General features: G+C 61.8%; 22 protein-coding genes and 1 pseudogene. All 23 read left to right on the top strand.

The genetic code is table 11. From position 1 onward, the window contains the following. Positions 1-5 precede the first annotated feature (5 nt). Complete coding sequence (locus tag IMCC20628_RS12440) at positions 6-413, top strand: phage major tail protein, TP901-1 family (RefSeq protein ID WP_047030483.1); 408 nt, start codon at positions 6-8, stop codon at positions 411-413. Between the two features lie 7 nt (positions 414-420). Further along, the gene (locus IMCC20628_RS12435; protein WP_082128121.1) at positions 421-834 is read left to right on the top strand and encodes a gene transfer agent family protein; all 414 of its coding nucleotides are present in this window, start codon (positions 421-423) and stop codon (positions 832-834) included. Then, complete coding sequence (locus IMCC20628_RS12430; protein WP_047030482.1) at positions 831-1,073, top strand: rcc01693 family protein; 243 nt, start codon at positions 831-833, stop codon at positions 1,071-1,073. Before IMCC20628_RS12435 ends, IMCC20628_RS12430 begins: the two co-directional genes overlap by 4 nt. Continuing rightward, the gene (locus IMCC20628_RS12425) at positions 1,063-1,647 is read left to right on the top strand and encodes a phage tail tape measure protein (protein ID WP_047030481.1); all 585 of its coding nucleotides are present in this window, start codon (positions 1,063-1,065) and stop codon (positions 1,645-1,647) included. Before IMCC20628_RS12430 ends, IMCC20628_RS12425 begins: the two co-directional genes overlap by 11 nt. A gap of 15 nt (positions 1,648-1,662) precedes the next feature. Continuing rightward, positions 1,663-2,294, top strand: a pseudogene (locus IMCC20628_RS12420) (DUF2460 domain-containing protein). After that, on the top strand, positions 2,291-3,181 hold the full coding sequence (locus tag IMCC20628_RS12415) for a DUF2163 domain-containing protein (RefSeq protein ID WP_047030480.1): 891 nt from the start codon (positions 2,291-2,293) through the stop codon (positions 3,179-3,181). The pseudogene IMCC20628_RS12420 and the gene IMCC20628_RS12415 overlap by 4 nt, the downstream one beginning before the upstream one ends. Next, positions 3,178-3,621 carry an NlpC/P60 family protein gene (locus IMCC20628_RS12410; RefSeq protein ID WP_047030479.1) on the top strand — a complete coding sequence of 148 codons (444 nt, stop codon included), beginning with the start codon at positions 3,178-3,180 and terminating at the stop codon, positions 3,619-3,621. The genes IMCC20628_RS12415 and IMCC20628_RS12410 overlap by 4 nt, the downstream gene beginning before the upstream one ends. Positions 3,622-3,637: 16 nt before the next feature. Then, on the top strand, positions 3,638-7,486 hold the full coding sequence (locus tag IMCC20628_RS12405) for a glycoside hydrolase TIM-barrel-like domain-containing protein (RefSeq protein WP_047030478.1): 3,849 nt from the start codon (positions 3,638-3,640) through the stop codon (positions 7,484-7,486). 29 nt (positions 7,487-7,515) lie between these two features. Continuing rightward, positions 7,516-7,722, top strand: coding sequence for a hypothetical protein (locus tag IMCC20628_RS12400; RefSeq protein WP_047030477.1), 207 nt, complete (start codon positions 7,516-7,518; stop codon positions 7,720-7,722). Positions 7,723-7,872: 150 nt separating this feature from the next. Then, complete coding sequence (locus tag IMCC20628_RS12395; protein ID WP_047032522.1) at positions 7,873-8,109, top strand: hypothetical protein; 237 nt, start codon at positions 7,873-7,875, stop codon at positions 8,107-8,109. A 72-nt stretch (positions 8,110-8,181) separates the two neighbouring features. Further along, positions 8,182-8,868: a response regulator transcription factor gene (locus tag IMCC20628_RS12390; RefSeq protein WP_047030476.1), complete on the top strand. Its 687-nt coding sequence runs from the start codon at positions 8,182-8,184 to the stop codon at positions 8,866-8,868. Beyond that, positions 8,865-10,247: an ATP-binding protein gene (locus IMCC20628_RS12385; protein WP_047030475.1), complete on the top strand. Its 1,383-nt coding sequence runs from the start codon at positions 8,865-8,867 to the stop codon at positions 10,245-10,247. The genes IMCC20628_RS12390 and IMCC20628_RS12385 overlap by 4 nt, the downstream gene beginning before the upstream one ends. Positions 10,248-10,361: 114 nt before the next feature. After that, positions 10,362-10,550 (top strand): hypothetical protein, encoded by a 189-nt coding sequence (locus IMCC20628_RS25635; protein ID WP_245307769.1) that lies wholly within the window; start codon positions 10,362-10,364, stop codon positions 10,548-10,550. A 19-nt stretch (positions 10,551-10,569) separates the two neighbouring features. Continuing rightward, positions 10,570-10,872, top strand: a complete 303-nt coding sequence (locus IMCC20628_RS12380; protein WP_052766408.1) for a hypothetical protein — start codon at positions 10,570-10,572, stop codon at positions 10,870-10,872. 265 nt (positions 10,873-11,137) lie between these two features. Further along, the gene (gene ccmI, locus IMCC20628_RS12370; protein WP_052766407.1) at positions 11,138-12,739 is read left to right on the top strand and encodes a c-type cytochrome biogenesis protein CcmI; all 1,602 of its coding nucleotides are present in this window, start codon (positions 11,138-11,140) and stop codon (positions 12,737-12,739) included. Beyond that, positions 12,736-13,200 carry a cytochrome c maturation protein CcmE gene (gene ccmE / locus IMCC20628_RS12365; protein WP_047030473.1) on the top strand — a complete coding sequence of 155 codons (465 nt, stop codon included), beginning with the start codon at positions 12,736-12,738 and terminating at the stop codon, positions 13,198-13,200. Before ccmI ends, ccmE begins: the two co-directional genes overlap by 4 nt. A 54-nt stretch (positions 13,201-13,254) precedes the next feature. Further along, on the top strand, positions 13,255-15,249 hold the full coding sequence (locus tag IMCC20628_RS12360; RefSeq protein ID WP_047030472.1) for a heme lyase CcmF/NrfE family subunit: 1,995 nt from the start codon (positions 13,255-13,257) through the stop codon (positions 15,247-15,249). 2 nt (positions 15,250-15,251) lie between these two features. Then, positions 15,252-15,734 carry a cytochrome c-type biogenesis protein gene (locus IMCC20628_RS12355; protein ID WP_047032519.1) on the top strand — a complete coding sequence of 161 codons (483 nt, stop codon included), beginning with the start codon at positions 15,252-15,254 and terminating at the stop codon, positions 15,732-15,734. A 46-nt stretch (positions 15,735-15,780) separates the two neighbouring features. Next, on the top strand, positions 15,781-17,010 hold the full coding sequence (locus IMCC20628_RS12350) for a bifunctional alpha/beta hydrolase/OsmC family protein (protein ID WP_047030471.1): 1,230 nt from the start codon (positions 15,781-15,783) through the stop codon (positions 17,008-17,010). A 204-nt stretch (positions 17,011-17,214) separates the two neighbouring features. Then, positions 17,215-18,783 (top strand): Do family serine endopeptidase, encoded by a 1,569-nt coding sequence (locus IMCC20628_RS12345; protein ID WP_047030470.1) that lies wholly within the window; start codon positions 17,215-17,217, stop codon positions 18,781-18,783. Positions 18,784-19,108: 325 nt separating this feature from the next. Beyond that, complete coding sequence (locus IMCC20628_RS12340) at positions 19,109-19,786, top strand: response regulator transcription factor (RefSeq protein WP_047030469.1); 678 nt, start codon at positions 19,109-19,111, stop codon at positions 19,784-19,786. A gap of 6 nt (positions 19,787-19,792) precedes the next feature. After that, positions 19,793-21,196 carry a HAMP domain-containing sensor histidine kinase gene (locus tag IMCC20628_RS12335; protein ID WP_047030468.1) on the top strand — a complete coding sequence of 468 codons (1,404 nt, stop codon included), beginning with the start codon at positions 19,793-19,795 and terminating at the stop codon, positions 21,194-21,196. Next, entirely contained in the window at positions 21,193-24,219 is a 3,027-nt protein-coding gene (locus IMCC20628_RS12330) for a bifunctional [glutamine synthetase] adenylyltransferase/[glutamine synthetase]-adenylyl-L-tyrosine phosphorylase (RefSeq protein WP_047030467.1), read from the top strand. The genes IMCC20628_RS12335 and IMCC20628_RS12330 overlap by 4 nt, the downstream gene beginning before the upstream one ends. Positions 24,220-24,456 lie beyond the last annotated feature (237 nt).

Genomic DNA, 24,456 nt, shown 5'->3' with positions numbered 1-24,456 from the left:
TTTCGATGACCGCCCAGAAAGGCAAGGACCTGCTCATCAAGATCGATGATGGCGGGAATTTCGTCACCATCGCCGGATTGCGTGCCCGGCGGCTGGCCTTCAATGCGCAAGCCGTTGACATCACCGACGCCGAATCCGCCGGGCGCTGGCGCGAACTTTTGGGCGGCGCCGGGGTGCAGCGGGCGTCGCTGTCGGGCGGCGGGCTGTTCAAGGACCAGGCCAGCGATGCGCTGACGCGAACCGTGTTCTTTGCCACGGAGATCCGCGACTGGCAGGTGGCGGTCCCGGATTTCGGAACCGTGACCGGGCCGTTCCAGATCACGGCGCTCGAATATGCCGGACGTCATGACGGCGAGATGACCTTCGAGATCGCGCTGGAATCGGCCGGCGCGCTGCTCTTTGCGGCGGAGTGAGGCGGGGATGCGGATTCACCCCAACCGCCATCGCGGCGAAATCGCGGCCGAGTTCGATGGCGAGACAAGGCTGTTGTGCTTGACGCTGGGCGCGCTGGCCGAGCTCGAGAGCGCTTTCGGCGTCGCCAATCTGATGGAGCTTGCCGGCCGCTTCGAGGCAGGCCGGCTTTCGGCAAGCGACATCATCCGCATTGTCGGGGCCGGGCTCCGTGGCGCAGGCAACAGGCTCAGCGATGAGGACGTGGCCGAAATGTCGACAGAGGGCGGCGCGGCGGGCTTTGTCCGCATTGCCACCGAACTGCTGTGGGTGAGTTTTGGCGGCGAACAGGCAGACGCGATTTTACACACAACATCAGATCGGGAGGGCCCGGTTCCGGACAGGCCGGCAAACCCTCCCGGGCCGCAGGTCGCGACGAGGTGACGAAGCCGGAGCGGGCGTTTTTCCCCTGGGCGTCCGTGATCCGCTTCGGCCTTGGCCACCTGCGGCTGACCCCTGACGCGTTCTGGCGGCTGAGCCTGCCGGAACTGACCGCGCTGATTGGTGGGGCCGACGCGCCGCACACAGCAACCCGGCGCGGGCTCGAGGCGCTGATGGCGCAGTTTCCCGACACCCGCAGCAGCGATGCTGCCTTTGCAAAGGAGCCTTCCGATGGCCGATGAGGCGAGCCTGAATGTCGATGTCGAACTCGATCTCAACGGTGCCGACCGGGCGCTTGATGAGCTGACACAGAAGGCCGATGCCTTTGGTGGAGCGCTGTCGGGCGCGTTAAAATCGGCGACGGTGGAGGGGCGAAATCTCGACGGTGTGCTGCGCACGCTGGGCACCCGCATGGTCGGCATTGCGCTCGATGCCGGGATGAAGCCGCTGGAGCAGTTGATGAGCAATTCGGTCGCCGGGCTGACCGGCAGCCTTGGCCGGCTGTTGCACTTTGCCAAGGGCGGCGTGCCGGGACGCGTCAACGCGTTCGCCGATGGCGGCGTGGTTGGCGGGCCATCCTATTTTCCGATGCCGGGCGGCGATGTCGGGCTGATGGGCGAGGCGGGCGCGGAAGCGATCCTGCCGTTGAGCCGCGGGGTCGACGGCCGGCTGGGCGTGGCCTCGGGCGGCGCGACCCAGACGGTGCAGGTGACCTTCAATGTGACCACGCCGGATGCGCAGAGTTTTGCAAAATCCGAGGCCCAGGTGACCGCCATGCTAGCCCGTGCGGTCGGCCGTGGCCGTCGCGGCTTGTGAAACGGGAGGTGAGGCATGAGCAACGGCTTTCACGAAGTACAGTTTCCATTGCGGCTATCGCTGGGCGCCAGTGGCGGCGCACCGACATTGTGGCGCTGTCAAATGGCGGCGAAACCCGCAATGCCCGCTGGGCCGAAGCGCGGCGACGCTATGATGCGGGCACCGGCCTGCGCGGGCTCGATGATCTCTATCAACTCACCGCGTTTTTCGAAGCCCGCCGCGGCCAGTTCTATGGTTTTCGCTTCCGCGATCCGGTTGATCATGCCTCGGCACCGCCGGGACAGGCGGTTACCGCCATCGACCAACAGATCGGCACCGGCGACGGGGTGCAGACGGTGTTTGAACTGACAAAAACCTATGCCGATGCGGGAGGTGCGACCACACGGCGGATCGAAAAACCAAGCGAGGGATCTGTCGTGCTGGCGGTTGACGGCCTGGCTCTGGAGCCGGGCGACTACGCTGTCGATCACGCTGCCGGGCTGGTGACGATTGCGCCGGGATCAACACCTGCGCCCGGCGCGGTCGTGACCGCAGGCTTTGAGTTTGACATTCCGGTGCGCTTTGACACCGACCGCATCGAAGTGAGCCTTGCGGCGTTCAAGGCGGGCTCGGTGCCAAGCGTGCCATTGGTGGAGATCAAGCCATGAGGGATTTGCCGAGCGCGCTTGTTGCGCATCTTGCTGAGACGTCGACGACGACATGCCATGCCTGGCGGCTGACCCGGACTGATGGCCTGGTGCTGGGTTTTACCGAGCATGACCGTGATCTCGCATTCGATGGCACGGTGTTTTCCGCCGCCACCGGGTTTCGCGCCAGCGAGGTGGAAACCGGGCTGGGGCTGGAAGCCGACGCCGCCGATGTGGCGGGTGCTTTTTCCGATGCGGCGATCAGCACCGCTGATCTGGCGCTGGGGCGCTATGACGGTGCACGGGTCGAGACCTTTCTGGTCAACTGGCAAAACCCCGGCGACCACGCGCTGTTGTCGACCCGCGAACTGGGCGAGGTGCGCACGGCGGGACAGGCCTTCACGGTTGAATTGCGCAGCCTGGCAGCCCGGCTCGACCAGCCGCAGGGGCGGCTTTATGGCAGCCGTTGCGACGCCGATCTGGGTGACGCGCGCTGCGGCAAAGATATCTCGGTGGCACCGTTCAGGCTGAGCGGGGCAATCGTCGAAGTGGTCGACGAGATGACATTGGTCGTCAGCGGGCTCGAAAGCCAGCCCGCCGGTTGGTTCGGCAATGGCCGTATCAGCTTTTCGACCGGGTTGCTTTCAGGCTTGTCCGCAGACATCTCAAGCCACACGGTCGAGGCTGGAGGAGCGCGCCTTGCGCTGTGGCAGCCTTTGGCGCGGCTGCCCGTGCCGGGTGATCAGATTCAGGTGTCAGCGGGGTGCGACAAGGCGTTCGAAACCTGTTCAGCCAAGTTTGCCAACGGACTCAATTTTCAGGGCTTTCCCTATCTACCGGGCAGCGACTTTGCCTATGGCTACGCCGATGCCGACACGGTGCATGACGGCAGGCCGATAGTACCATGAGCGGCGATGATCAGGGCCTGCGCATTGTTGCCGCGGCGCGCGCCTGGATCGGCACGCCTTACCGGCATCAGGGGTCGCGCAAAGGGGTGGGTTGCGACTGCCTCGGCCTGGTCCGTGGGGTCTGGGCCGAGATCACCGGAAGCAGCACGCAAGACCCCGGAGCCTATGCACCGGACTGGGCTGAGCGTGCTGGAAGCGACCGGCTGATCATTGCCGCGCGAAGCCATTGCGGTGATGCCATTCCTGTTTCGGAAGCGAGACCGGGAGACATCATTCTGTTCCGCTGGCGCGCCGGGGTTTCGGCCAAACATGCCGGCATTCTCTCAGGCCCGGATCACTTCATCCACGCCTATGAACCCGTCGGCGTCATCGAAAGCGTGCTGGTTCCCTCCTGGCGGCATCGCATCGCTGCGGTGCACCGGATTCCTCAAGCAGACTGAAAAGCGAGACAACGACATGGCGACAATCCTGTTGCAGGTGGCCGGAGCCGCTGTCGGCGGTATTTTCGGACCGGTTGGCACGGCAATCGGCTCGGCCATCGGCGCCACAATTGGCGGCATGCTCGATACCTCGCTGATCAATTCCACCCGGACCATTGGCGGTCGTGGCCTGAGCGGTGCCCGAATTCCCTCGGCAGACGAGGGGTCGCCGATTCTGAGAGTGCATGGCTCAATGCGGATTGCCGGTGCGCTGATCTGGGCAACTCGGTTTGAGGAAACCGTGACGCGGGAGCGCCAGGGCGGCAAGGGCGGTGGGCCGAAGGTTGAAAGCTATCAGTATCACGCCAATTTCGCGCTTGGCCTGTGCGAAGGCCCGATTGCGTCGATCCGCCGGGTCTGGGCCGATGGTCGCGAGCTTGATCTCGAAACTCTCGAGATGCGGATCTACCGGGGGACCACGACGCAATTGCCTGATCCGCTGATCGAAGCCAAGCAGGGTACGGGAACAGTTCCGGCATGGCGCGGGCTGGCCTATGTGGTGTTCGAACGATTGCCGCTGGATGATTTCGGCAATCGCATCCCGACGCTGCAGTTTGAGGTGGTGCGCCCGGTGGGTGCACTGGAGCCGGCGATCGAGGCGGTGGCGCTGATCCCCGGATCGACCGAACATGGCTATGCCATCACGCCCGTGCGCGAAAGCCTGGGCGTCGGAGCGGCGCGGATACTCAACCGCAACATGCGCCAGGCCTCGAGCGACTGGACCCAGTCGCTCGAGGAACTGCAGGCGCTGTGTCCCAATCTGAAATCGGTGGCGCTGGTCTCGGCCTGGTTCGGCGATGATCTGCGCGCCAGCCATTGCCGGTTTCGCCCCGGCGTCGAGGTGGTGGCGCGCACCGATGAAACTCGGGCCTGGAAGGTTGGTGGGCTGAACCGGGCCAGCGCTCATCTGATCAGCACCAAGGACGGCGGCCCGGCCTATGGCGGCACGCCTGACGATATGTCGATCATCGAGGCGATCCGCGATTTGAAACTGCGCGGGTTCAACGTGGTGCTCTATCCGTTTGTGCTGATGGATGTGCCTGACGGCAATGCTCTGCCCGACCCCAGGGGAGCGATTGAACAACCGGCCTATCCCTGGCGCGGGCGCTTGACCGCGAGCCCGGCGCCCGGACTTCCCGGCACACCGGATGGCACTGCGGCAATGCGGAGTGATATCGCCGCGTTGAGCGGGCTGACCGCGGTTGCTGATTTCATTGTCAGTGGCGACACGGTGAGCTGGTCTGGCGGCGATGAGGGCTATCGCCGTTTCATTCTGCATCACGCCGCGCTGGCCCAGGCAGCAGGCGGCGTTGACGGCTTCATCATCGGCTCGGAAATGATCGGCCTGACGCGATTGCGCGATGACGCCGGCGCGTTTCCCTTTGTCGATGAGTTGATCCAATTGGCGACGGACGTGAAATTGCTGCTGGGTACGCCGACAGTGCTGACCTATGCCGCCGACTGGACCGAATATGCCGGCTATCGGCCCGATGACGGTTCCGGCGATGTCTATTTCAATCTTGACCCGCTGTGGGCGCATCCGGCAATTGGCGCCATCGGCATCGACAATTACATGCCGCTGAGCGACTGGCGCGACAACGATCTTGCCAATGGCAATCCCGATGGCGCGCGCAGCAGTAATGATCTCCAGGCGCTGGGCGATGCCATTGCCGGTGCTGAAGGCCATGATTGGTATTATGCCGATGAAGCCGGGAGAAATGCCCGGAACCGGCTGCCGATCAGCGACGGGCTTGCCGGCAAGGACTGGATTTACCGGGTCAAGGATCTGCGCGGCTGGTGGGAGAACCAGCATTTTGACCGGATCAGCGGCAGCGAGACGGCCGTCGCGAGCGCTTGGGTTCCCGGCTCGAAACCGTTCTGGTTTACTGAGCTGGGGTGCCCGGCGGTCGACAAGGGCGCGGCGCAGCCCAACCTGTTCCCCGATCCGAAATCCTCCGAAGGCGCGCTGCCGTGGTTTTCCACCGGCGCGCGTGACGATCTGGCCCAGCGGGCGTTTCTGGAGGCGCATCTGACGCATTGGTCCGGGGCGGCCAACAGCGATGGCATGGTTGCAACCGATCACATTCACCTCTGGACCTGGGATGCACGGCCGTTTCCGGCTTTTCCGCTGTCTTCGGCGGTGTGGTCGGACGGCGCCAACTGGCGCACCGGCCATTGGCTCAACGGGCGCCTGGGCACGGTGGCGCTAAAGGACTTGATCGCTGCTGTGCTCCGCGACGCCGGGGTGACCGACTTCAACACAGATCGTGTCGAAGGCATGGTGACGGGACATGTGATTTCGAGCCCGGCATCAGCGCGCGCGGTGCTGGAACCGATGGTCGAGGCGTTTTGCATTGATGTGCGCGAAGCGCCGGAGGGTCTGGTTTTTATCTCTCGACTGACCCTTGGAGCAAGCCCGCTGGAGATTGCGGCGGTGGCCGAGCCGGGCGAGGGGGCGTTGTTTGAGGAAACCCGCGGCGAAAACAGCGAATTTGCCAATGAAGCCGTTGTGCTATCCGCCGACCCGCTGGCCGATTACGCGCCGGCTTCGGCCCGGTCGCGCCGGCTTGAAGGAGAGCCGGTGCGCCAGCGCGATATGCCCTTGAGCCTGGCAATCGACCCGGGGCTGGCGCGGGTAACCGCTGACCGCTGGCTGCATGACCACCGGCTCCAGCGCCGCCGGCTCAGATTTGCCATGCCGCCGCAGGCAGCCGGTTTGCAGCCCGGCGATACAATCCGCTTTTCGCTGGAAAATGCGCCGCTAAACCGATTTCGAATTATGCGAATTGAAGACGGCGAAATGCGCCGGATCGAGGCGGTCGCGCATGCATCCGCGTCTGCAAGTACGGTGACAGAATCTTTCGTCACCCGTGCGCCCGATGACGCCAACGCCCATTTCGCACCGGAGATCGTCTTTCTCGATCTCCCGGTCTTGTCCGGCACTGATGAAACCGGATGGGCCCGCGCCGGAGCTTTCGGCAGTCCATGGCGGCAAATCACGTTGTCGAGTTCGGTGGAACAGGAAGGCTATGCGGCCCGGACAACGCTGGATGCGCCCGCCAGGATCGGCGTGTTGGTTGAGGCGTTGCCACCGGGAGACAGCGAAGGCCGCTTTGACCCTGTTTCCACATTGCTGGTCGATCTGGCTTTTGGCAGCCTTTCAACCGCCGGTCGCTTGTCGGTTCTCAACGGCGCCAACGTAGCGGCCATCCGCTCTGACGCAGGCGTGTGGGAGATTGTCCAGTTCGAGACCGCCGAGGAAATTCTGGCCGGGCGCTGGCGACTTGGCAGCCTGTTGCGCGGTCAGGCCGGAACCGACGACGCCATGCGGGCAGGCGCAGGCCCGGGCGCGCGTTTCATTATGGTCGACAGCACTTTGAAATCTCTCGACCTTTCACTTGATGAAGCCGGACGGGAGTTCAACTGGATCGCTGAAGCGTCAGGCGGTTTGGCGGGAACCCTCTCACTGAGCGTCTTTGCTGGCGGCGAAAGGGCCTTGACCCCGCTGTCGCCGGTGCATCTGCGGGCAGCGCGGCGGGATGAAGGAATTGCACTCTCCTGGATCAGACGCGGGCGGTTGTCGGCAGACAGCTGGGCTGCGGCCGAAGTTGCCAATGATGAGGGGTTCGAGCGCTACCGGCTTGAGGTCCTGAGCGCTGGCTCGGTGATCCGCACGGTCGAAACAGAAACGCCGGACTGGATCTACCCGGCAGCCGACGAGATGGCAGACTTCGGCGCCCCGCAGACCTCGCTGACATACCGCGTTGCGCAAGCTGGCAAGCGCGTGCCCTGGGGCGTGACGCGAACCGCCACGCTCGAGCTCTGATCAAATCCAACCTTGAAAGGGACATCGCCATGACTGACATCAAACCCTGGTGGCAATCCAAGACCCTGTGGGGCGCCATTGTCACCCTTGGTTCGGCAGCACTCGGACTGGCCGGACTTGACGTTCTGGATACGGATCGGGAAGCCCTGATCGAGCTTTTGACCTCGCTTGGTGCCGCCATTGGCGGGCTTATCGCGATTTTCGGACGAATCACGGCGAAGAACCGGATCGGGTGATCAAAAGCGGTCACACCCCGGTTTCCATTCATTTGCGGTTCAGGCATGATCTTGTATCACTGGCTCCAAGATGAAATACCAACCGTGTCAGGGCTGACCATGACTATGAATTTGCTCAGTATTGGATTGATCGCAGTGCAGGCGGCAACGATGTCGCCGGTTGCTGCGACGTCGACGGGTCTGCATGCCCCGGACGGCACGGCAATCCAGCGGGTCGCCGTGGATTGCTCCGGTGCTGCGGCGCAGGTCGTCGGCCAGACCGGTGGTCAATTGCTGTCAGCGTCGGCTAAGTCCAGTGGCGGCAGTGTAGTCTGCGAGATCACAGTACTGGTGCCGGGCAACGGCTCTGACCGGCCGAAAAAAGTAACGGTGAAAGTCCCCCAATAAGGCCATTCAATAGCGCGCAGCGGCTGATATGACGCCGGCGCACCATAAGATCCAATAGCAAGGGCAAAGCACGTGCGAATACTGATTGTTGAGGACGACAAGGATCTCAATCGCCAATTGGCCGAGGCGCTGCTTGAGCAAGGCTATGTGGTCGACCGGGCTTATGATGGCGAGGAAGGCCACTTCCTTGGCGACACAGAACCCTATGATGCGGTGATCCTCGATATCGGCTTGCCGGAAATGGACGGCGTTACGGTTCTGGAGAAATGGCGTGCCAACGCACGGATCATGCCGGTGCTGATACTGACCGCGCGTGATCGCTGGAGCGACAAGGTTTCTGGCATAGACGCGGGCGCCGATGATTATGTGACCAAGCCGTTCCATGTCGAGGAAGTGCTGGCGCGCATTCGTGCGCTGATCCGCCGTGCCTCCGGCCATGCCTCATCGGAAATTGCCTGTGGTCCGGTGCGCTTAGACACCAAGGCGTCGAAAGCCAGCGTTGACGGGGTTACGCTGAAACTGACCAGCCATGAATACCGGCTCTTGTCCTATCTGATGCATCACATGGGCGAGGTGGTGTCGCGCACCGAACTGGTCGAGCACATGTATGATCAGGACTTCGACAGGGATTCCAACACGATTGAAGTGTTTGTTGGTCGGCTGCGCAAGAAAATCGGTGTCGAGCTGATCGAAACCGTGCGTGGCCTGGGATACCGGATGGTTCCGCCCGAATCCGTGGATGCAGGCAAGGCTGGATGAGTCGCGGGTCTCTCACCGCACGCGTCCTGCTGTTCGCATCGGTGTGGGCGGTGATTGCGCTTGTCGCCATCGCCATTGTTATTTCGCAGCTTTATCGCGCCGGCAGCGAGCGCGCCTTTGGCGATCTGCTGCGCGCCCATCTCAACAGCGTCATCAACGCAGTCACCATTGATTCCAGCGGCGAACTGTCCGGCAACCTGCAGTTGGGTGATCTGGTGTTTGAGCAGCCCGGCAGCGGCTGGATCTGGCTGGTAGAGCCGCTTGGCGATCTGGGAGAACCCAGGCTGGCCTCGGTCTCGATTGGCGACGCAACAATTGCCTCGCCACCGGTTGCGGACCTGCCGTTCAACCAGCGCTACCAGCGCAGCTATACCGCGCGCGATGATCAGGGCAATCCGCTCGAGGTTGTCGAAACTGAAGTCGAACTCGATGCCGAGGGTCACGCCGCGCGTTTTCGCGTGGCCGGAAACCGCCAGGTGCTGGAAGATGAGATCGCTGCGTTTTCCAGCAATCTCTACCTGGTGCTGGCGCTGTTCGGCATCGGCAGTCTGCTGGTCAACGCGGTAGCCATTCTCTACGGCTTGCGACCTCTCGATCATGCCCGCAAGGCGCTGGGCAAGATCCGCGCGGGTGAGGCGCAGCAGCTCGATGGCGAGTTCCCCCGCGAAATTGCACCACTGGCCGGAGAGATCAACGAACTGATCAGCGCCAATCACCGTGTGGTCGAGCGGGCGCGCATGCAGGTCGGCAATCTGGCGCATTCGCTGAAAACGCCGATTGCCGTTCTGATCAATGAATCCCGCGACATGACGCCGGCGCATGGCACCTTGGTGCGAGCCCAGGCCGAAACCATGCAGGCGCAAGTCCAGACCTATCTCGACAGGGCCCGCATCGCCGCGCAGCGCGGCAGCGTGCTGGCCCGAACCGAGGCAGCTCCCGTTATCGAGCGGCTGGTTCGCGTGATGGCCAAGCTGAACCCTGATCTGGCTTTTTCCACCGACATCGAACCGCGTCAGGCAACGCTTGCGATGGAAACCCAGGATCTCGAGGAAGCGCTGGGCAATCTGGTGGAGAACGCCGCCAAGTTCGCGCGAACCGGCGTGGTTGTGAGGCTGCGACCAGCGCCGGAAACCGAGGGGCAGCGGGCGATGTTCCGAATCGATATCGACGATGACGGGCCGGGGCTTGACGAGACAGGCATGCGCGAGGCGGTGAAGCGGGGGCGCAGGCTTGACGAAACCAAGCCGGGAACCGGCCTTGGTCTCTCCATCGTCGGCGAGATCGCATCCGAATACAAAGGCGGGTTTGCATTGGCACAAGCGACATCCGGTGGCCTGTCGGCGCGCCTGACGCTGCCGGCGCTGATCACGCAGGCTTGAACACAGTTCATCATGCGGAATGGCGCCGACCGGGACATAGGCAGCCAAAGCAGTTAGGGTTGCCGAAAGGCACGAACTCACGTCACAATGCCGCCACAGGATGACGGCACAAAGATGATGCACGAAGCCTTTGAAATCGAGGTATTTGATGCATTTGGTCAAGGACGGTTGCAGGATGGTTTTTTCAATGTCGGGTATGACGAGGGTAGCCTTGGTCGTGGCAGTTTCCGCGACAATCGCGGGCTGCACTGGCGCGGGCAGGGTGCGGCCATTGTCGTTCGGACCGATTTCAACCGCATCTAGCGATGGCAGCAGTGCAATATTGTCGGCCCTGAATGGCGGGATACTGCCACAAGGCGCCGCCAGCGGTTTGAGCAAGCCCGACAAGCTGCGTGCGCTGGAGGCCGAATATCAGGCGCTGGAGAAGACGCCGCTTGGGCAAAAAGTGGCCTGGACTGGCCAGACCGGCGGAGCTGCTGGCGAAGTGTCGGCTGGCACGCCCTATCAGGTTGGACAGCAAAATTGCCGTCAATACACGCACAAAGCCATGATCAAGGGTACTCCGGTGACAGGTCAGGGCGCAGCCTGCCGCAATCAGGACGGCAGCTGGACGCCGCTGAGCTGACCCGCACAAAATTGGGTTGATTTGGGTCATGGCGTTGGCCGTCGCAATGATGCGAAAGTTGGTCCATGACGATGAATTGAGAAACACCAGCATGTTTGAATCCGAGGCGCCAGAAGCTGATTTGCGCAATTCGCAAGCCTATGTGTCCTGTGGTGCCGTCGATTGGGACGGCCGCGGCGTGTCTGTGACGCGACCAAACGCCCCAATCTCGTTCTTGATGCTGATTGCTGTTGGAAAACAAACGATGCTCGGATATTGAAGCCACATGATATTTTGGGTAATCGCAGCCGTCATGACCGCCGCAACGACCTTGGCCCTCCTCGGGCCGGTGGCGCGTAGTCGTTCTTCCAAGTCCGATATTCCTGAACTGCATGATGTCGAGGTGTATCGGGATCAGTTGACCGAAGTCGACCGCGACCTGGCTGACGGTCTCGTCGATCCGGTTCAGGCCGAAGTTGCGCGCACCGAGATTTCGCGTCGTTTGTTGGCAGCAGCCCGCAAGGGTGATGCGGCAATCGCTGAGGGCAAGCGCGCTGACAGCCGCGGATTGCGTCGAGCAGCGGTGGCGGCTATCGCGATTTTCATGCCGCTGGCAGCAGTGGTAACCTATCTGGAACTCGGGCGACCCGACCTGCCGCAAATGCCGCTTGCAGCGCGGCTTCAGGCCCAGCCTGAGGGCACGGACATCGCCATGCTGATTGCGCAGGCAGAGCGGCATCTGGCTGAAAATCCTCGGGACGGTCGCGGATGGGACGTGGTTGCACCGATTTATCTCAGGACCGGTCGCTTCGCCGAATCCGCTGCGGCGTTTCAAAAGGCAATATCGATTCTGGGACCATCGCCGACCCGGCTTGCAAGCCTTGGCGAGGCTTTGTTCTCGGCCGCCGGCGGTGTTGTGACCGAAGAAGCCAGCCTTGCTTTCCAGACTGCCCGCGAGCTCGATTCGACTGATCCGAGACCCAGATTCTTTCTGGCGGTCGCATTGGCCCAGTCAGGCAAGACAACGGAAGCCCGCGCGGCCTTTAACGGCATGCTTCAAAGCGCGCCCGCCGATGCGCCCTGGATTCCGGCAGTGCAAAGCCAACTGGCAGCACTGGGGGCCGATACCGGACCCACTCCGCTGCAGGGCACCGGGACTGTGACACCGCGCGATCCGACCGCCGCCGACATTGCCGCCGCGCAGAACATGAGCCCGGACCAGCGTCAGGCCATGATAGGCTCGATGATTGACAATCTGGAAGCCAAGCTTGCCGAAAATCCCGACAACATTGCCGGATGGCTGCGGCTCGTGCAGTCACATGTCGTGACCGGCAACCGCGACAGGGCCCAAGCTGCGTTCGATCGCGCCATTGCCGCATTTGCCCCCTCGGGCAAGGAAAGCCAGGAACTAAATGAAATGGCTAGAGAGCTCGGTCTGATCACCGGCTCGACGCTTGGTGGTGTCCAAATGGCGCCCAACACCGGAACCAAGAAGGCTGTGCCGGTCGAGCGGTCGGATGCTGCAAAAAGCCCGTTTATTCTGCAGGGTGCGCGCGTTAATCCTGAAGCTGAAGATGCGCCATCCACCGCACCGGGCGGGCCTTCGGAGGCAGATATGGCGGCTGCAGCCACCATGCCGGTCGAGGACCGGACTGCCATGATCCGCGACATGGTTGCGTCGCTTGATGCCAAGCTTGTCGACAATCCGGACAATATCGAGGGTTGGTTGCGGCTGGTGCGCTCTTACGCTGTGTTGGGCGATCGGGCAGCTGCCGAGCAGGCGATGAGCCGGGCCGGCGTGACATTTCCCGGCGGTAGCGAGGGCGGACAAGCCTTGGCTCAACTCGCGCTCCAACTCGGACTTGAACCTGTGGCGGAGGGCCAATGAACCGCAAGCAAAAACGATTGTCGATTATTGCCGGCGGCGCGGTGTTTCTTATCGCCGCCGCCGCGCTGATCACCTCGGCGTTGCGTGAGCAGATTGTGTTTTTCAATTCGCCCACCGATGTGCTCTCCCAACCGCTGGCGCCCGGAACCCGGGTGCGGCTAGGCGGTCTGGTTGAAAAAGGATCGATCAAGCGCGGCGAGAACTCGTCGGTGACATTCCTGGTCACCGACACCAACGCGTCGGTCAAGATACGCTATATCGGTATCTTGCCGGATCTGTTCCGCGAAGGTCAGGGCGTGGTCACCGAGGGCGTGTTCTCGGCGGATGAAGGTACCTTTATGGCCGACTCTGTTCTGGCCAAACATGACGAGAATTACATGCCCAAGGAAGTTGCCGATTCACTGAAGGCGCAAGGCGTCTGGCAGGACGGCGATCCGACACCCGGTGTCGAAACCCAATAAACCCGAACTTCGCTAGCACGGCAAACGCCGTGTCAGCATGGAGGACTGGACGCCATGATCACAGAAATCGGCCATTTCGCCCTGATCCTCGCCTTGGCGTCGGCAATTGTTCAATCGATCGCACCGCTGATTGGCGCGCGCCGTCGCGATGCCAGCCTGATGGCGATCGGTCCCATGGCAGCGGTGACGTCGCTGATGTTGGTGGCGATATCGTTCTTTGCGCTGACCAATGCCTATGTCACGTCGGATTTCTCGGTCCAGAATGTGTTCGAGAATTCGCATTCGCTCAAACCGCTGCTGTACAAGATCACCGGCGTTTGGGGCAATCATGAAGGCTCGATGCTGCTCTGGGTGCTGATCCTGACGCTGTTTTCAGGCCTTGTGGCGCTGTTCGGGCGCAATCTGCCCGATACGTTGAAAGCCAATGTGCTCTCGGTGCAGGCCTGGATCACCGTGGCGTTCCTGCTGTTCGTCCTGCTGACATCCAACCCGTTTCTGCGTCTCGATCCGGCGCCGGTTGAAGGCAATGATCTCAACCCGATCCTGCAGGACATTGGTCTCGCGATCCACCCGCCGCTGCTTTACCTCGGTTATGTCGGGTTTTCCATCTCGTTCGCGTTTGCCATTGCCGCGCTGATCGAAGGCCGGATTGACGCAGCCTGGGCTCGCTGGGTCCGTCCGTGGACCCTGACGGCGTGGATATTTCTCACTGCCGGGATCTCCATGGGCAGCTACTGGGCCTATTATGAGCTCGGCTGGGGCGGTTGGTGGTTCTGGGATCCGGTCGAAAACGCCTCGTTCATGCCCTGGCTGGTGGGCACAGCACTGCTCCATTCGGCGCTGGTAATGGAAAAGCGTGAGGCGCTGAAGATCTGGACGGTGCTGCTCGCCATTCTGACCTTCTCGTTCTCGCTGCTCGGCACCTTCCTGGTCCGCTCCGGCGTGCTGACATCGGTGCATGCCTTTGCCACCGATCCGACCCGTGGCGTGTTCATTCTGGGCATTCTGGTGATCTTCATCGGCGGCGCGCTGGCACTGTTCGGTTTCAGGGCGGGAACCTTGAAAGCCGGCGGCATGTTCGCACCGATCTCGCGCGAGGGCGCGCTGGTGCTCAACAACCTGTTTCTGACCACGGCTGCGGCGACCGTGCTGATTGGCACACTCTATCCATTGCTGCTGGAAGCCACGACCGGCACCAAGATTTCGGTCGGTCCACCATTCTTCAATCTGACGTTCGGACCGCTGATGGTTCCCTTGTTGCTGGCTGTGCCGTTCGGGCCGCTGCTGGCCTGGAAGCGTGGAGATCTGGCGGGTGCGGCACACCGGCTGTATTTCGCCATCGGCATTGCCTTGATGGTTGGTCTTGGCGTCGTCTTCCTCAAAACCGGTGCGCCGGTGCTGGCCGGTCTCGGTATTGCACTGGGCGCGTTCCTTGTTCTCGGCGGCCTGACCGACCTGGCGCTACGGGCTGGTATTGGCCGTGTCGGTGCGCGCGTTGCCTGGCACCGTCTGGCCGGACTGCCGCGCTCGGCCTTCGGCTCGGCGCTGGGTCACATGGGGATGGGTGTCACGGTGATAGGTGTTGTTGCCGCGAGCGTGTTCTCAACCGAAACCGTTGTCACAATGGAGCCCGGCGACACCGCCAGCGCAGGTGGCTACGAGCTGCGCTTTGATGGTCTTCAAGACGTGACCGGCGCCAACTTCACCGCCCAATCGGGTGAGTTCACGGTGTCGCGTGGTGGCGTTGAGGTGGCAAAAATTGCCTCGGCCAAGCGCTACTATCCGGCCCGCCGCATGCCCACGACAGAGGCCGGTATCCTGACCTTTGGCGCAAGTCAGCTCTATATCGCGCTCGGCGATCCCGAGGCCAATGGCGGGCTGGTGGTGCGGATCTGGTGGAAGTCCTGGGTGACCTTCATCTGGTACGGCACCATCCTGATGGTGCTGGGCGGCATTCTCTCGCTGTCCGACCGCCGGTTGCGCGTTGGTGCGCCCAACCGGGCCAATGCCAGGAAAGCAGCAAAGAAAAACGCCGAGGCTCCGGCGTGATCCTGCTGCGTCAAATCCTGACTGCCATCGTGCTGACGCTGGCGCTGATCGGGCCGGCAGCGGCGGTCAATCCCGACGAGGTGCTGGCTGATCCGGTGCTTGAGGCGCGGGCGCGGACCCTATCGCTGGAATTTCGCTGTCTGGTTTGCCAGAACCAGTCGATCGACGATTCCAACGCCGAACTTGCCCGTGATCTGCGGCTCTTGGTGCGTGAACGGCTGGTAGCGGGCGACAGCGATCAGGATGTGATCGATTACGTGGTCTCGCGCTATGGCGAATTCGTGCTGCTCAAACCACGGTTTTCGATGCAGACATGGCTGTTGTGGGGCGCGCCGGTGCTGATCTTTCTGATCGGCGCAACCGTGATGCTGGTCAACGGCCGCGGCCGCGACAGGACGACCATTGCAGCCGGTGGCAACGGTCTGACCGACGCCGAACAACTCGAGCTTGCGAAACTGTTGAAAGACCGTGATCGCCAAGCCTGATATGAGTGCCCCGACCTGATACTGAGACGAGACAAAGGGGCACGACATGACGGCACACACCATCAAGGCGGAATTCGATGGCCATTCCGGAGCGAAACTGGCGGCGCGGCTGGATCTGCCCGCAGGTTCAATCCGCGCCTGGGCACTGTTTGCTCATTGCTTCACCTGCTCCAAGGACACCCTTGCAGCCCGCCGGATATCGGGTGAACTGGCGCGTGCCGGCATTGCCGTGATGCGGTTTGACTTTACCGGCCTGGGTTCAAGCGGCGGCGAATTCGCCTCGACCAATTTTTCCTCCAATATCGAAGATTTGCGCGCCGCCGCTGACTGGCTGGCGGTCCACTATGACGCGCCGGAAATTCTCGTCGGCCATTCGCTCGGCGGCGCAGCGGTGCTGGCGATCGCCGGAGACCTCAAATCGGTCAAGGCCGTGGTCACCATCGGCGCGCCGGCGGAAGCAAGCCATGTCATCGAGAATTTCGGCGGTCATCTTGACGAAATCAATGCCAAGGGCGAGGCGGCCGTCAATCTGGGCGGCAGGCCCTTCACCATCCAGCGCCAGTTTGTCGAGGATCTCAACGCCACCAGCCTGGCTGAGCGGATAGGGCACATGAAGACCGCGCTGCTGGTGCTGCACGGGCCGCGTGATCAGGTGGTCGGCATCGACAATGCTGCCGCGATCTTCACTGCCGCCAAGCACCCCAAAAGCTTTGTGTCGCTTGATGACGCCGATCACATGCTGTCCAATGCGGCAGATGCCAATTATGCCGCCGGAATCATCGCCTCCTGGGCCGCGCGATATCTGCCAGCCGAAGCGCAGCGTCGTGATGACCAGCCTGTCGAGGCCGTGATCGTGGGTGAAACCGGGCAGGGCAAGTTCCAGGTCTCCGTGCAGGCCGGTCCGCACCGGTTGCTTGCGGATGAGCCTGCAAGTGTCGGCGGTTCCGATACCGGGCCTTCGCCCTACGATCTGATGGCGGCAGGACTTGGCGCCTGTACCGCCATGACATTGCGCATGTATGCGCGCCTGAAGAAAATCGATCTCGGTCTGGTGACGGTCACGGTCAGGCACAACAAGGTGCATGCGGCCGATTGCCTGGAATGCACCGAGAGTGAGCGCGGCAATGGTGGCAAGATCGACCGGTTCGAACGATTCATTTCGATAGACGGCGGCACACCGGCCGCGCTCGCCGACAAGATTGTCGAGATTGCCAATAAATGTCCTGTCCACAGGACGCTCGAACACGGCGCCAAGGTGGTGACCACGGTGGAGTAGGAGACCGGGGTACTGGTCTTCATTGGCGCATTTCCGGGGTTTCGCGCATGAGCGAAACTCCGCCGCCTTTCAATGTGGCCAAGACAAGGCGGCAAACATTACAAAGGTTTAATGATCCGGAAAGCTTGTCGTAACCGACACACGCCTATCTGTAGTCACCAAGAGCCGGATCAACGGCTTTGATGACAAAGATGAGGTTGATACATGTCCAAAGCATCACGCAAATTTACCAAGGGTTTCCTGAGCACGACCGCAATCGCTGGCGTTGCCGCTGCCCTGCTTGCCACGGGCGTTCCAGCGCCGATCACCGGCGCCTTCGCTGATGCCGTGCGCGTTGAAGCGCCGCAGGCGCCGAGTTTCGCCGACGTGGTCGACGCCGTGTCGCCGGCTGTTGTGTCGGTTCGCGTCCAGGCCGAGGTCAAGGCGGTCTCAAATGACAGCGGGTTCAACTTCGATTTCAACGGCAAGGGTTTTGACGATCTTCCCGATGACCATCCGATGAAGAAGTTCTTCGACCAGTTCAACCGTGGCTTCAGTGACAAGCAGGGCCCGGACAGTGACCGTCGCGCGGAACGTGATCGCCGTGGTCCGGACATGAAGAAACGCCCAGGCCGGGTTCGTCCGGTGAGCCAGGGATCGGGGTTCTTCATTTCGGAAGATGGCTTGCTGGTGACCAACAACCATGTTGTTGAAGACGGCTCCGCCTTCACCGTGATCATGGATGACGGCACCGAACTCGATGCCAAGCTGATCGGTCGCGACAAGCGTACCGACCTGGCTGTGCTCAAGGTCGAGGAAGATCGCAAGTTCACCTATGTCGATTTTGCAGATGATTCCAAGATTCGCGTCGGTGATTGGGTCGTCGCAGTTGGCAACCCCTTCGGCCTTGGCGGAACAGTGACCGCCGGCATCGTTTCGGCCCGTGGCCGTGACATCGGCGCCGGCCCCTACGACGATTTCATCCAGGTGGATGCTGCCGTCAACCGCGGCAATTCCGGTGGCCCAACCTTCAACCTTAACGGTGAAGTGATCGGCATCAACACCGCGATCTTCTCGCCATCGGGCGGCAATGTCGGTATTGCATTTGCCATCCCTGCAAGCACCGCCCGCGCGGTCATCGATGACCTGATCAAGGACGGTTCGGTCGAGCGCGGCTGGCTTGGTGTGCAGATTCAGCCGGTCACCGCCGATATCGCCGAATCGCTGGGTCTTGCCGCCGAGGAAGGCGCACTGGTCACAGAACCGCAGAAGGATGCGCCTGCAGCCAAGGCTGGTATCGTCGCCGGTGACGTTGTCACTGCAGTCGATGGCGATACGGTCAAGGGCCCGCGCGAACTGGCCAAGATGATTGCTGCGATGGAACCGGGCAAGTCCGTGGAAATCACGGTGTGGCGCAATGGCAAGAGCGAGACCGTCAAGGTCGATCTGGGATCGCTTCCAACAGACATGGCCGCGGTTTCCCCTGATGAAGACACCGCCCCCTCGCTTCCGCAGGCTGAAGCCACGCTCGACAATTTCGGGCTGACGGTGGTTCCTGCCGAAACCGGTGCCGGTCTTGTCATCACCTCGGTCGCACCCGATAGCGTTGCCGAAGAACGTGGCCTGCGCGCTGGCGATGTCATCCTTGCCGTCAACAACAAGGATGTGACCAACGCATCCGATGTGGTCAGCATCATCGATGCCGCCGCCAAGGACGGCCGCAAGGCTGCCCTGTTCCAGGTGGAAAACGAGAACCGTTCGCGGTTCGTCGCTCTGCCCATCGAAAAGGGCTGATCCAGGTCAACCCCGCATCCGGCGGCGCGGCTCAGCCTGCGTCCCGGATGCATCGACGCGGTGGGCTGCCCCCCTATGCCCGCCGCGTTTTTTTGTCCGGATTTCCAGCGATTCCATTCAGACAAAAAGCGCTAGAGCGCTTCATGGCCAGATGGAACTATTGTGCCGGTCCGGCCCTTCTGGTTTCCTTCTGACGGACGCTCACTTTGTCAGGCGGTTTCTGACTATGTGCCACATCGCCCTCACCACCTTCCGCGTGGATCGCCTCATCAGACGAGAAACAGAATTGTTTCAATCTGGCCATGAAACGCTCTAGGATCATGTCATGAAGATTCTCATTATCGAAGACGATCTGGAAACCGCTGCCTATCTGTCAAAGGCGTTTCGAGAGGCCGGAATCACTGTTGATCACGCCAGCGATGGTGATTCGGGGTATTTTCTGGCGTCTGAAAACACGTATGACGCGCTTGTGGTCGACCGGATGTTGCCCAAGCGTGACGGGTTGTCGATCATCAGCGAGTTGCGCAGCAAAGGCGACGACACCCCGGCGTTGATCCTCTCGGCCCTGGGCCAGGTGGATGACCGGGTGACCGGTCTGCGCGCCGGCGGCGATGACTATTTGACCAAGCCCTATGCATTCTCCGAATTGTTAGCCCGGATCGAGGTTCTTGGTCGCCGCAAGGGCGGTCGCGACCAGGAAACCACCTACCGTGTCGGCGATCTCGAACTCGACCGGCTGAGCCATGAGGTCCGGCGCGCCGGACAGCAGATAGCGCTGCAACCGCGCGAATACCGTCTGCTGGAATATCTGATGAAAAACGCCGGTCAGGTGGTCACCCGCACCATGTTGCTCGAGCATGTCTGGGACTATCATTTTGATCCGCAGACCAATGTTATCGATGTTCATATCTCCAGGCTGAGATCGAAAATCGAGAAGGATTTCGGCGAGTCCTTGCTGCGCACTGTTCGCGGTGCCGGCTACATGATGAAATCCGGGAGTTAGACCAGTATGAACCGGCTGCGCGCCATGTTGTCGACGACTGCGGTGCGGTTGTCGGCGCTCTATCTTGGCCTGTTCGCGCTTTGCGCCATCGCGCTGGTGTTTTATGTTACCGCCATATCCGAGGGCATGCAGCGCGACCGGACCCAGACCGCCATTGGCAACGAGTTGCGCATCGTCGCCGGCGCCTATCGTGGTGGCGGTTTGGCTGGCCTCGTCCGGGGCATTGAACGCCGCTCACGCCAGCCGGGCGCAAATCTTTACGCCATTGCGACGCCCACCGGTGACCTGATTGCCGGCAACATCGCTTCGTTGCAGCCGGGTGTACTCGATGCCGAAGGCTGGAGCGCGGTGCCATTCCGGTATCAGCGCATCGGCGAAACCGCCAATGAAAATCATCGGGCGCTGGCTCAGGTGGTGTTCCTGCCCAATGGCATGCGGCTGATGGTCGGCCGCGATCTGGGAGAGCGCGAGCAGGTGCGGGGACTTGTACAGCAGGCGCTGGTGATGGCGCTGGCAATCATGTTCGCCGGCGCGCTGGCAATCTGGTTCTTCGTCGGGCGCCGGGCGCTCAAGCGCATTGATCACATGTCGAATGCCAGCAAGAAAATCCTTGCCGGAGATCTGTCGCAGCGCTTGCCGGTCAATGGGTCCGGCGATGAGTTCGACCGGTTGAGCTTGTCGCTCAACACCATGCTGGGCCGGATCGAACGGCTCAACGAAGGCCTCAGGCAGGTTTCCGATAATATCGCCCACGATCTCAAGACTCCGCTGACCCGGATGCGCAATCGCGCCGAAGCCGCGTTGACCAGCGATGGCGGACCCGAGGCTCATTACGAAGCGCTCGAACAGATGATCGCCGACAGCGACCAGCTGATCCGCACCTTCAACGCACTGCTGATGATCAGCCGCGTAGAAGCCGGTTCGTCGACGGCGCAGATGAGTGTGGTGGATCTATCGGGGCTGGCTCAGGACGCGGCCGAACTTTACGAGCCTGTTGCCGAGGAGCAGGGGGTCACGCTGACAGCGCAGATTGCGCCGGGCCTGACAATCCGCGGTAATCGGGAACTGCTGGCTCAGGCTCTGTCCAACCTGATCGACAATGCAATCAAATATGTCGACGGTGCGCCTGCGGCCAGGATTGCAGTCACGCTATCTCGTTCGGGCGGTGATGTGCTGCTGTGTGTTCGTGATAACGGACCCGGTGTTCCCGCCGAGCGGCGCGAGGATGTGGTCAAACGCTTCGTCCGGCTCGATGAAAGCCGTTCAAAACCTGGTACCGGACTTGGATTGAGCCTTGTCCAGGCGGTGACGGCGCTGCATGGTGGGCGGCTGGTGCTGGATGACGCGTCGCCAGAGGCCAAGGATTATCCCGGCCTCGCCGTTACCATGGCACTGCCGGGGGAGAAATGACACAGAAGCCAGTTGCCGGACTGCTTTCCGAACTTGCAAAAAGCCCGATACGCGCGCCCTCGGCCAATGCTGTCAAATCGGTTCTGGCCGATCTCAAGCCGCTGTCCGCAGACCATCCGGCGATCGCATCATTGCTTTCCAGTGATGGGGCGGCCCGCGAATTTCTGCTGGCAGCACTGGCCTTGTCGCCCTTTCTGCGCGAGATCGCCCTGGCGGATCCGGATTCGCTGGTGCTGGCGCTTTCGATGCCCGCGACTTATGTGATGGCCGAGACCCTGGAAGATGCCCGGGCTTGCTGGCGTAACTCCGACGGCAGCCTCGCCAGCGAAGCTGAGCTGATGCGCGAATTGCGCCGGGCCAAGCGGCGGGTGTCGCTGGTGCTGGCGCTGCATGATCTGGCACGGCTGGTCGATGCGCGGCACACAACCGCAGTGTTGAGCGATCTGGCGGACGCAGCTCTGGGCGCGGCGTTTGATCATCTGCTGCGCGCCGGCCACGAGACAGGCAAGCTCATCCTGCCCGACCCCGACAATCCCTGCAAGAAATCCGGTCTGATCGTACTCGGCATGGGCAAGCACGGCGCCCACGAGCTCAATTACTCCTCAGACATCGACATCGTCGTGTTTTTCGATCCGGAAGCCGGGGTGGTGCGCGATCGTGATGAAGTCACTGACGTGTTCGCCCGCATAGTTCGGCGACTGGTGCGGATCATGCAGGAGCGAACCGGCGACGGCTATGTGTTTCGTACCGATCTGCGGCTGAGACCCGACCCCGGCTCGACGCCGCTGGCGTTTCCGCTGGAAGCCGCGATGAATTACTACGAAAGCCGCGGACAGAACTGGGAGCGGGCAGCGTTCATCAAGGCACGGCCGGTGGCAGGCGATTTGCCGGCGGGTGAGGATTTCCTCAAGGGGCTGACGCCTTTCGTCTTCCGCAAATACCTCGATTTTGCCGCCATATCGGATATTCATTCGATCAAGCGGCAGATCCACGCCCACCGCGGCTTTGGCGATATCGCGGTCAAGGGCCACAATGTCAAACTTGGCCGTGGCGGCATTCGCGAGATCGAGTTTTTTGTCCAGACCCAGCAGTTGATTGCCGGCGGACGGATGCCGCGTTTGCGGCTCCGGCGTACCGACGAGATGCTGGTGGCACTGGCCCGCGCCCGATGGATCGATCCTGCGACCGCCAGGACGCTCGCCGAAAGCTACTGGTATCTGCGTGACGTCGAGCACCGGATCCAGATGGTGCGCGATGAGCAAAGTCACACCTTGCCCGAAAGCGAGGCCGAACTCTCTCGTATCGCGCTGATGATGGGCGAGGCCGACACCAAGAGCTTTGGCAAGACCTATGTTGCGGTTCTGGCCCGCGTCGAGCAATGCTATGCGGATCTGTTCGAGAAGGAGCAGGGGCTTTCAGGCGCCATCGGCAATCTGGTTTTTACCGGTGAGGACGACGATCCCGGCACGCTCAAGACGCTGGCGGATCTGGGGTTCGAGCGTCCGTCTGACATCTCGCGCACCATCCGCACCTGGCATTATGGCCGCTATCGCGCCACCCAGTCGGTGGAGGCGCGCGAACGGTTGACCGAGCTGACGCCGGAGCTGCTGCGCGTGTTCGGCGCCACCAAGCGCGCCGACGAGGCTCTGTTCAGGTTTGATGCCTTCATTTCCGGCCTTCCGGCCGGCATCCAGCTGTTCTCGCTGATCGGCAGCAACCCGGCCTTGCTGTCGCTGATGGTGACGATCATGGCCGCGGCGCCCCGTCTGGCCGAAATCATTGCCCGCAAACCGCATGTATTTGATGGCATGCTGGACCCGGGATTGATGGCGGAGTTGCCCACTCGCGACTATCTCTCCGAGCGGCTGGTTGCCTTCCTTGAGGGCGCCAACGCCTATGAAGAGATCCTCGACCGGCTGCGGATTGTTGCTCTGGAACAGAAATTTCTCATTGGCGTCCGTCTGCTGACCGGGGCAATCTCGCCCCAACGCGCAGCCCGCAGCTTCTCCCACCTTGCCGATCTGATCATCGGGGCAGCGCTCGATGCGGTGCGTGACGGCATGGAGGAAGCCCATGGCAAGGTGGCAGGCGGCCGCGTGGCGGTCATCGGCATGGGCAAGCTCGGCAGCTATGAGCTGTCCGCAGGCTCTGACATCGACATCATCCTGCTGTACGACCATGACCCGGACGCCGACGAGTCCGACGGTGCCAAGCCGCTCGATCCGGTGCGCTACTACACCCGCATGACCCAGCGGCTGGTTGCGGCGCTGTCGGCGCCCACCGCAGAGGGTATTCTCTATGAGGTTGACCTCAGGCTCAGGCCCTCGGGCAACAAGGGGCCGGTGGCGACCTCGATCCGGGCGTTCTCCAAATACCAGTCCGAGGAAGCCTGGACCTGGGAGCATATGGCGCTGACCCGTGCCCGAACGGTTGCAGGCGAAGACAGTCTTCGCCTTGAGGCCCGCGATTTGATCGACGAGGTGCTGGCCAAGCCGCGCGATGAAGCCAGGCTGCTGGCTGACCTGAAGGAAATGCGTGGCCTGATCGAGCAGGAAAAGCCGCCACGCGACATCTGGGACGTCAAGCTGATCCCCGGAGGACTGATCGACATCGAATTCATTGCGCAATATCTGTCTTTGAAGGCCCGGGCTTCCGGCTGGCTGCCCGCGCCGGAGGATGACGGCGCTGCCGGTTTGATCAGTGTTGTGGAGTCCAGTCAGTCGGCCTCCAGGTTTGATAGCAATGAATGCACCAGCACCGATGCGACGCTGAAGATACTCGGTCCCGATGCACTCGGCGAAGAGGCCACCGAAGAATTGTGCCATGCATTGGCCTTGTGGAGCGGGCACGCCCAGATCGTGCGGTTGTGTACCGAAGGCGGATTTGACCCCAAACAAGCCCCGGCAGGCTTGATCGACCTCGTTATACGAACCGGTCAGGCGCCGGATTTGGTCAGTTTGGAATCCGATTTCAAAGCAACCTCGAAGCGCATCCGGTCGCTGTTCAAGAAGGTGACGACATAGGCGCGTGACCGGCATCAGCCTTGCCGCGGTGCCGACAATTGATGGCTGACAATACATAATTGAAACAATACGTCAGTTTCAATGTTCGCCATGCTCATGTTATTGGCCGCAATCCACTATTTCTTTGAAAAGTTACAGCAGCGGAACAACGAATGTTCTTCGCCTCTGTACGTGGTGGATGATTGTGGCGGCTATCACGTCCAGATGCGAACGCGATCCTGATACAGGGACGAAGCG

Source organism: Hoeflea sp. IMCC20628, assembly GCF_001011155.1.
GTDB lineage: Bacteria > Pseudomonadota > Alphaproteobacteria > Rhizobiales > Rhizobiaceae > Hoeflea.
Note: the sequence above shows the minus strand (reverse complement) of the source record. Positions and strands in the feature narration are given on the sequence as shown.

What these genes read in the sequence shown, in the direction of transcription:
- ccmI (WP_052766407.1), top strand. Translation starts at nt 11,138, where the DNA reads ATGATATTTTGGGTAATCGCAGCCGTCATGACCGCCGCAACGACCTTG.
- IMCC20628_RS12425 (WP_047030481.1), top strand. Translation starts at nt 1,063, where the DNA reads ATGGCCGATGAGGCGAGCCTGAATGTCGATGTCGAACTCGATCTCAAC.
- IMCC20628_RS12340 (WP_047030469.1), top strand. Translation starts at nt 19,109, where the DNA reads ATGAAGATTCTCATTATCGAAGACGATCTGGAAACCGCTGCCTATCTG.
- IMCC20628_RS12395 (WP_047032522.1), top strand. Translation starts at nt 7,873, where the DNA reads ATGTCGCCGGTTGCTGCGACGTCGACGGGTCTGCATGCCCCGGACGGC.
- IMCC20628_RS12350 (WP_047030471.1), top strand. Translation starts at nt 15,781, where the DNA reads ATGACGGCACACACCATCAAGGCGGAATTCGATGGCCATTCCGGAGCG.
- ccmE (WP_047030473.1), top strand. Translation starts at nt 12,736, where the DNA reads ATGAACCGCAAGCAAAAACGATTGTCGATTATTGCCGGCGGCGCGGTG.
- IMCC20628_RS12435 (WP_082128121.1), top strand. Translation starts at nt 421, where the DNA reads ATGCGGATTCACCCCAACCGCCATCGCGGCGAAATCGCGGCCGAGTTC.
- IMCC20628_RS25635 (WP_245307769.1), top strand. Translation starts at nt 10,362, where the DNA reads ATGATGCACGAAGCCTTTGAAATCGAGGTATTTGATGCATTTGGTCAA.
- IMCC20628_RS12410 (WP_047030479.1), top strand. Translation starts at nt 3,178, where the DNA reads ATGAGCGGCGATGATCAGGGCCTGCGCATTGTTGCCGCGGCGCGCGCC.
- IMCC20628_RS12330 (WP_047030467.1), top strand. Translation starts at nt 21,193, where the DNA reads ATGACACAGAAGCCAGTTGCCGGACTGCTTTCCGAACTTGCAAAAAGC.
- IMCC20628_RS12440 (WP_047030483.1), top strand. Translation starts at nt 6, where the DNA reads ATGACCGCCCAGAAAGGCAAGGACCTGCTCATCAAGATCGATGATGGC.
- IMCC20628_RS12400 (WP_047030477.1), top strand. Translation starts at nt 7,516, where the DNA reads ATGACTGACATCAAACCCTGGTGGCAATCCAAGACCCTGTGGGGCGCC.
- IMCC20628_RS12335 (WP_047030468.1), top strand. Translation starts at nt 19,793, where the DNA reads ATGAACCGGCTGCGCGCCATGTTGTCGACGACTGCGGTGCGGTTGTCG.
- IMCC20628_RS12360 (WP_047030472.1), top strand. Translation starts at nt 13,255, where the DNA reads ATGATCACAGAAATCGGCCATTTCGCCCTGATCCTCGCCTTGGCGTCG.
- IMCC20628_RS12345 (WP_047030470.1), top strand. Translation starts at nt 17,215, where the DNA reads ATGTCCAAAGCATCACGCAAATTTACCAAGGGTTTCCTGAGCACGACC.
- IMCC20628_RS12415 (WP_047030480.1), top strand. Translation starts at nt 2,291, where the DNA reads ATGAGGGATTTGCCGAGCGCGCTTGTTGCGCATCTTGCTGAGACGTCG.
- IMCC20628_RS12385 (WP_047030475.1), top strand. Translation starts at nt 8,865, where the DNA reads ATGAGTCGCGGGTCTCTCACCGCACGCGTCCTGCTGTTCGCATCGGTG.
- IMCC20628_RS12405 (WP_047030478.1), top strand. Translation starts at nt 3,638, where the DNA reads ATGGCGACAATCCTGTTGCAGGTGGCCGGAGCCGCTGTCGGCGGTATT.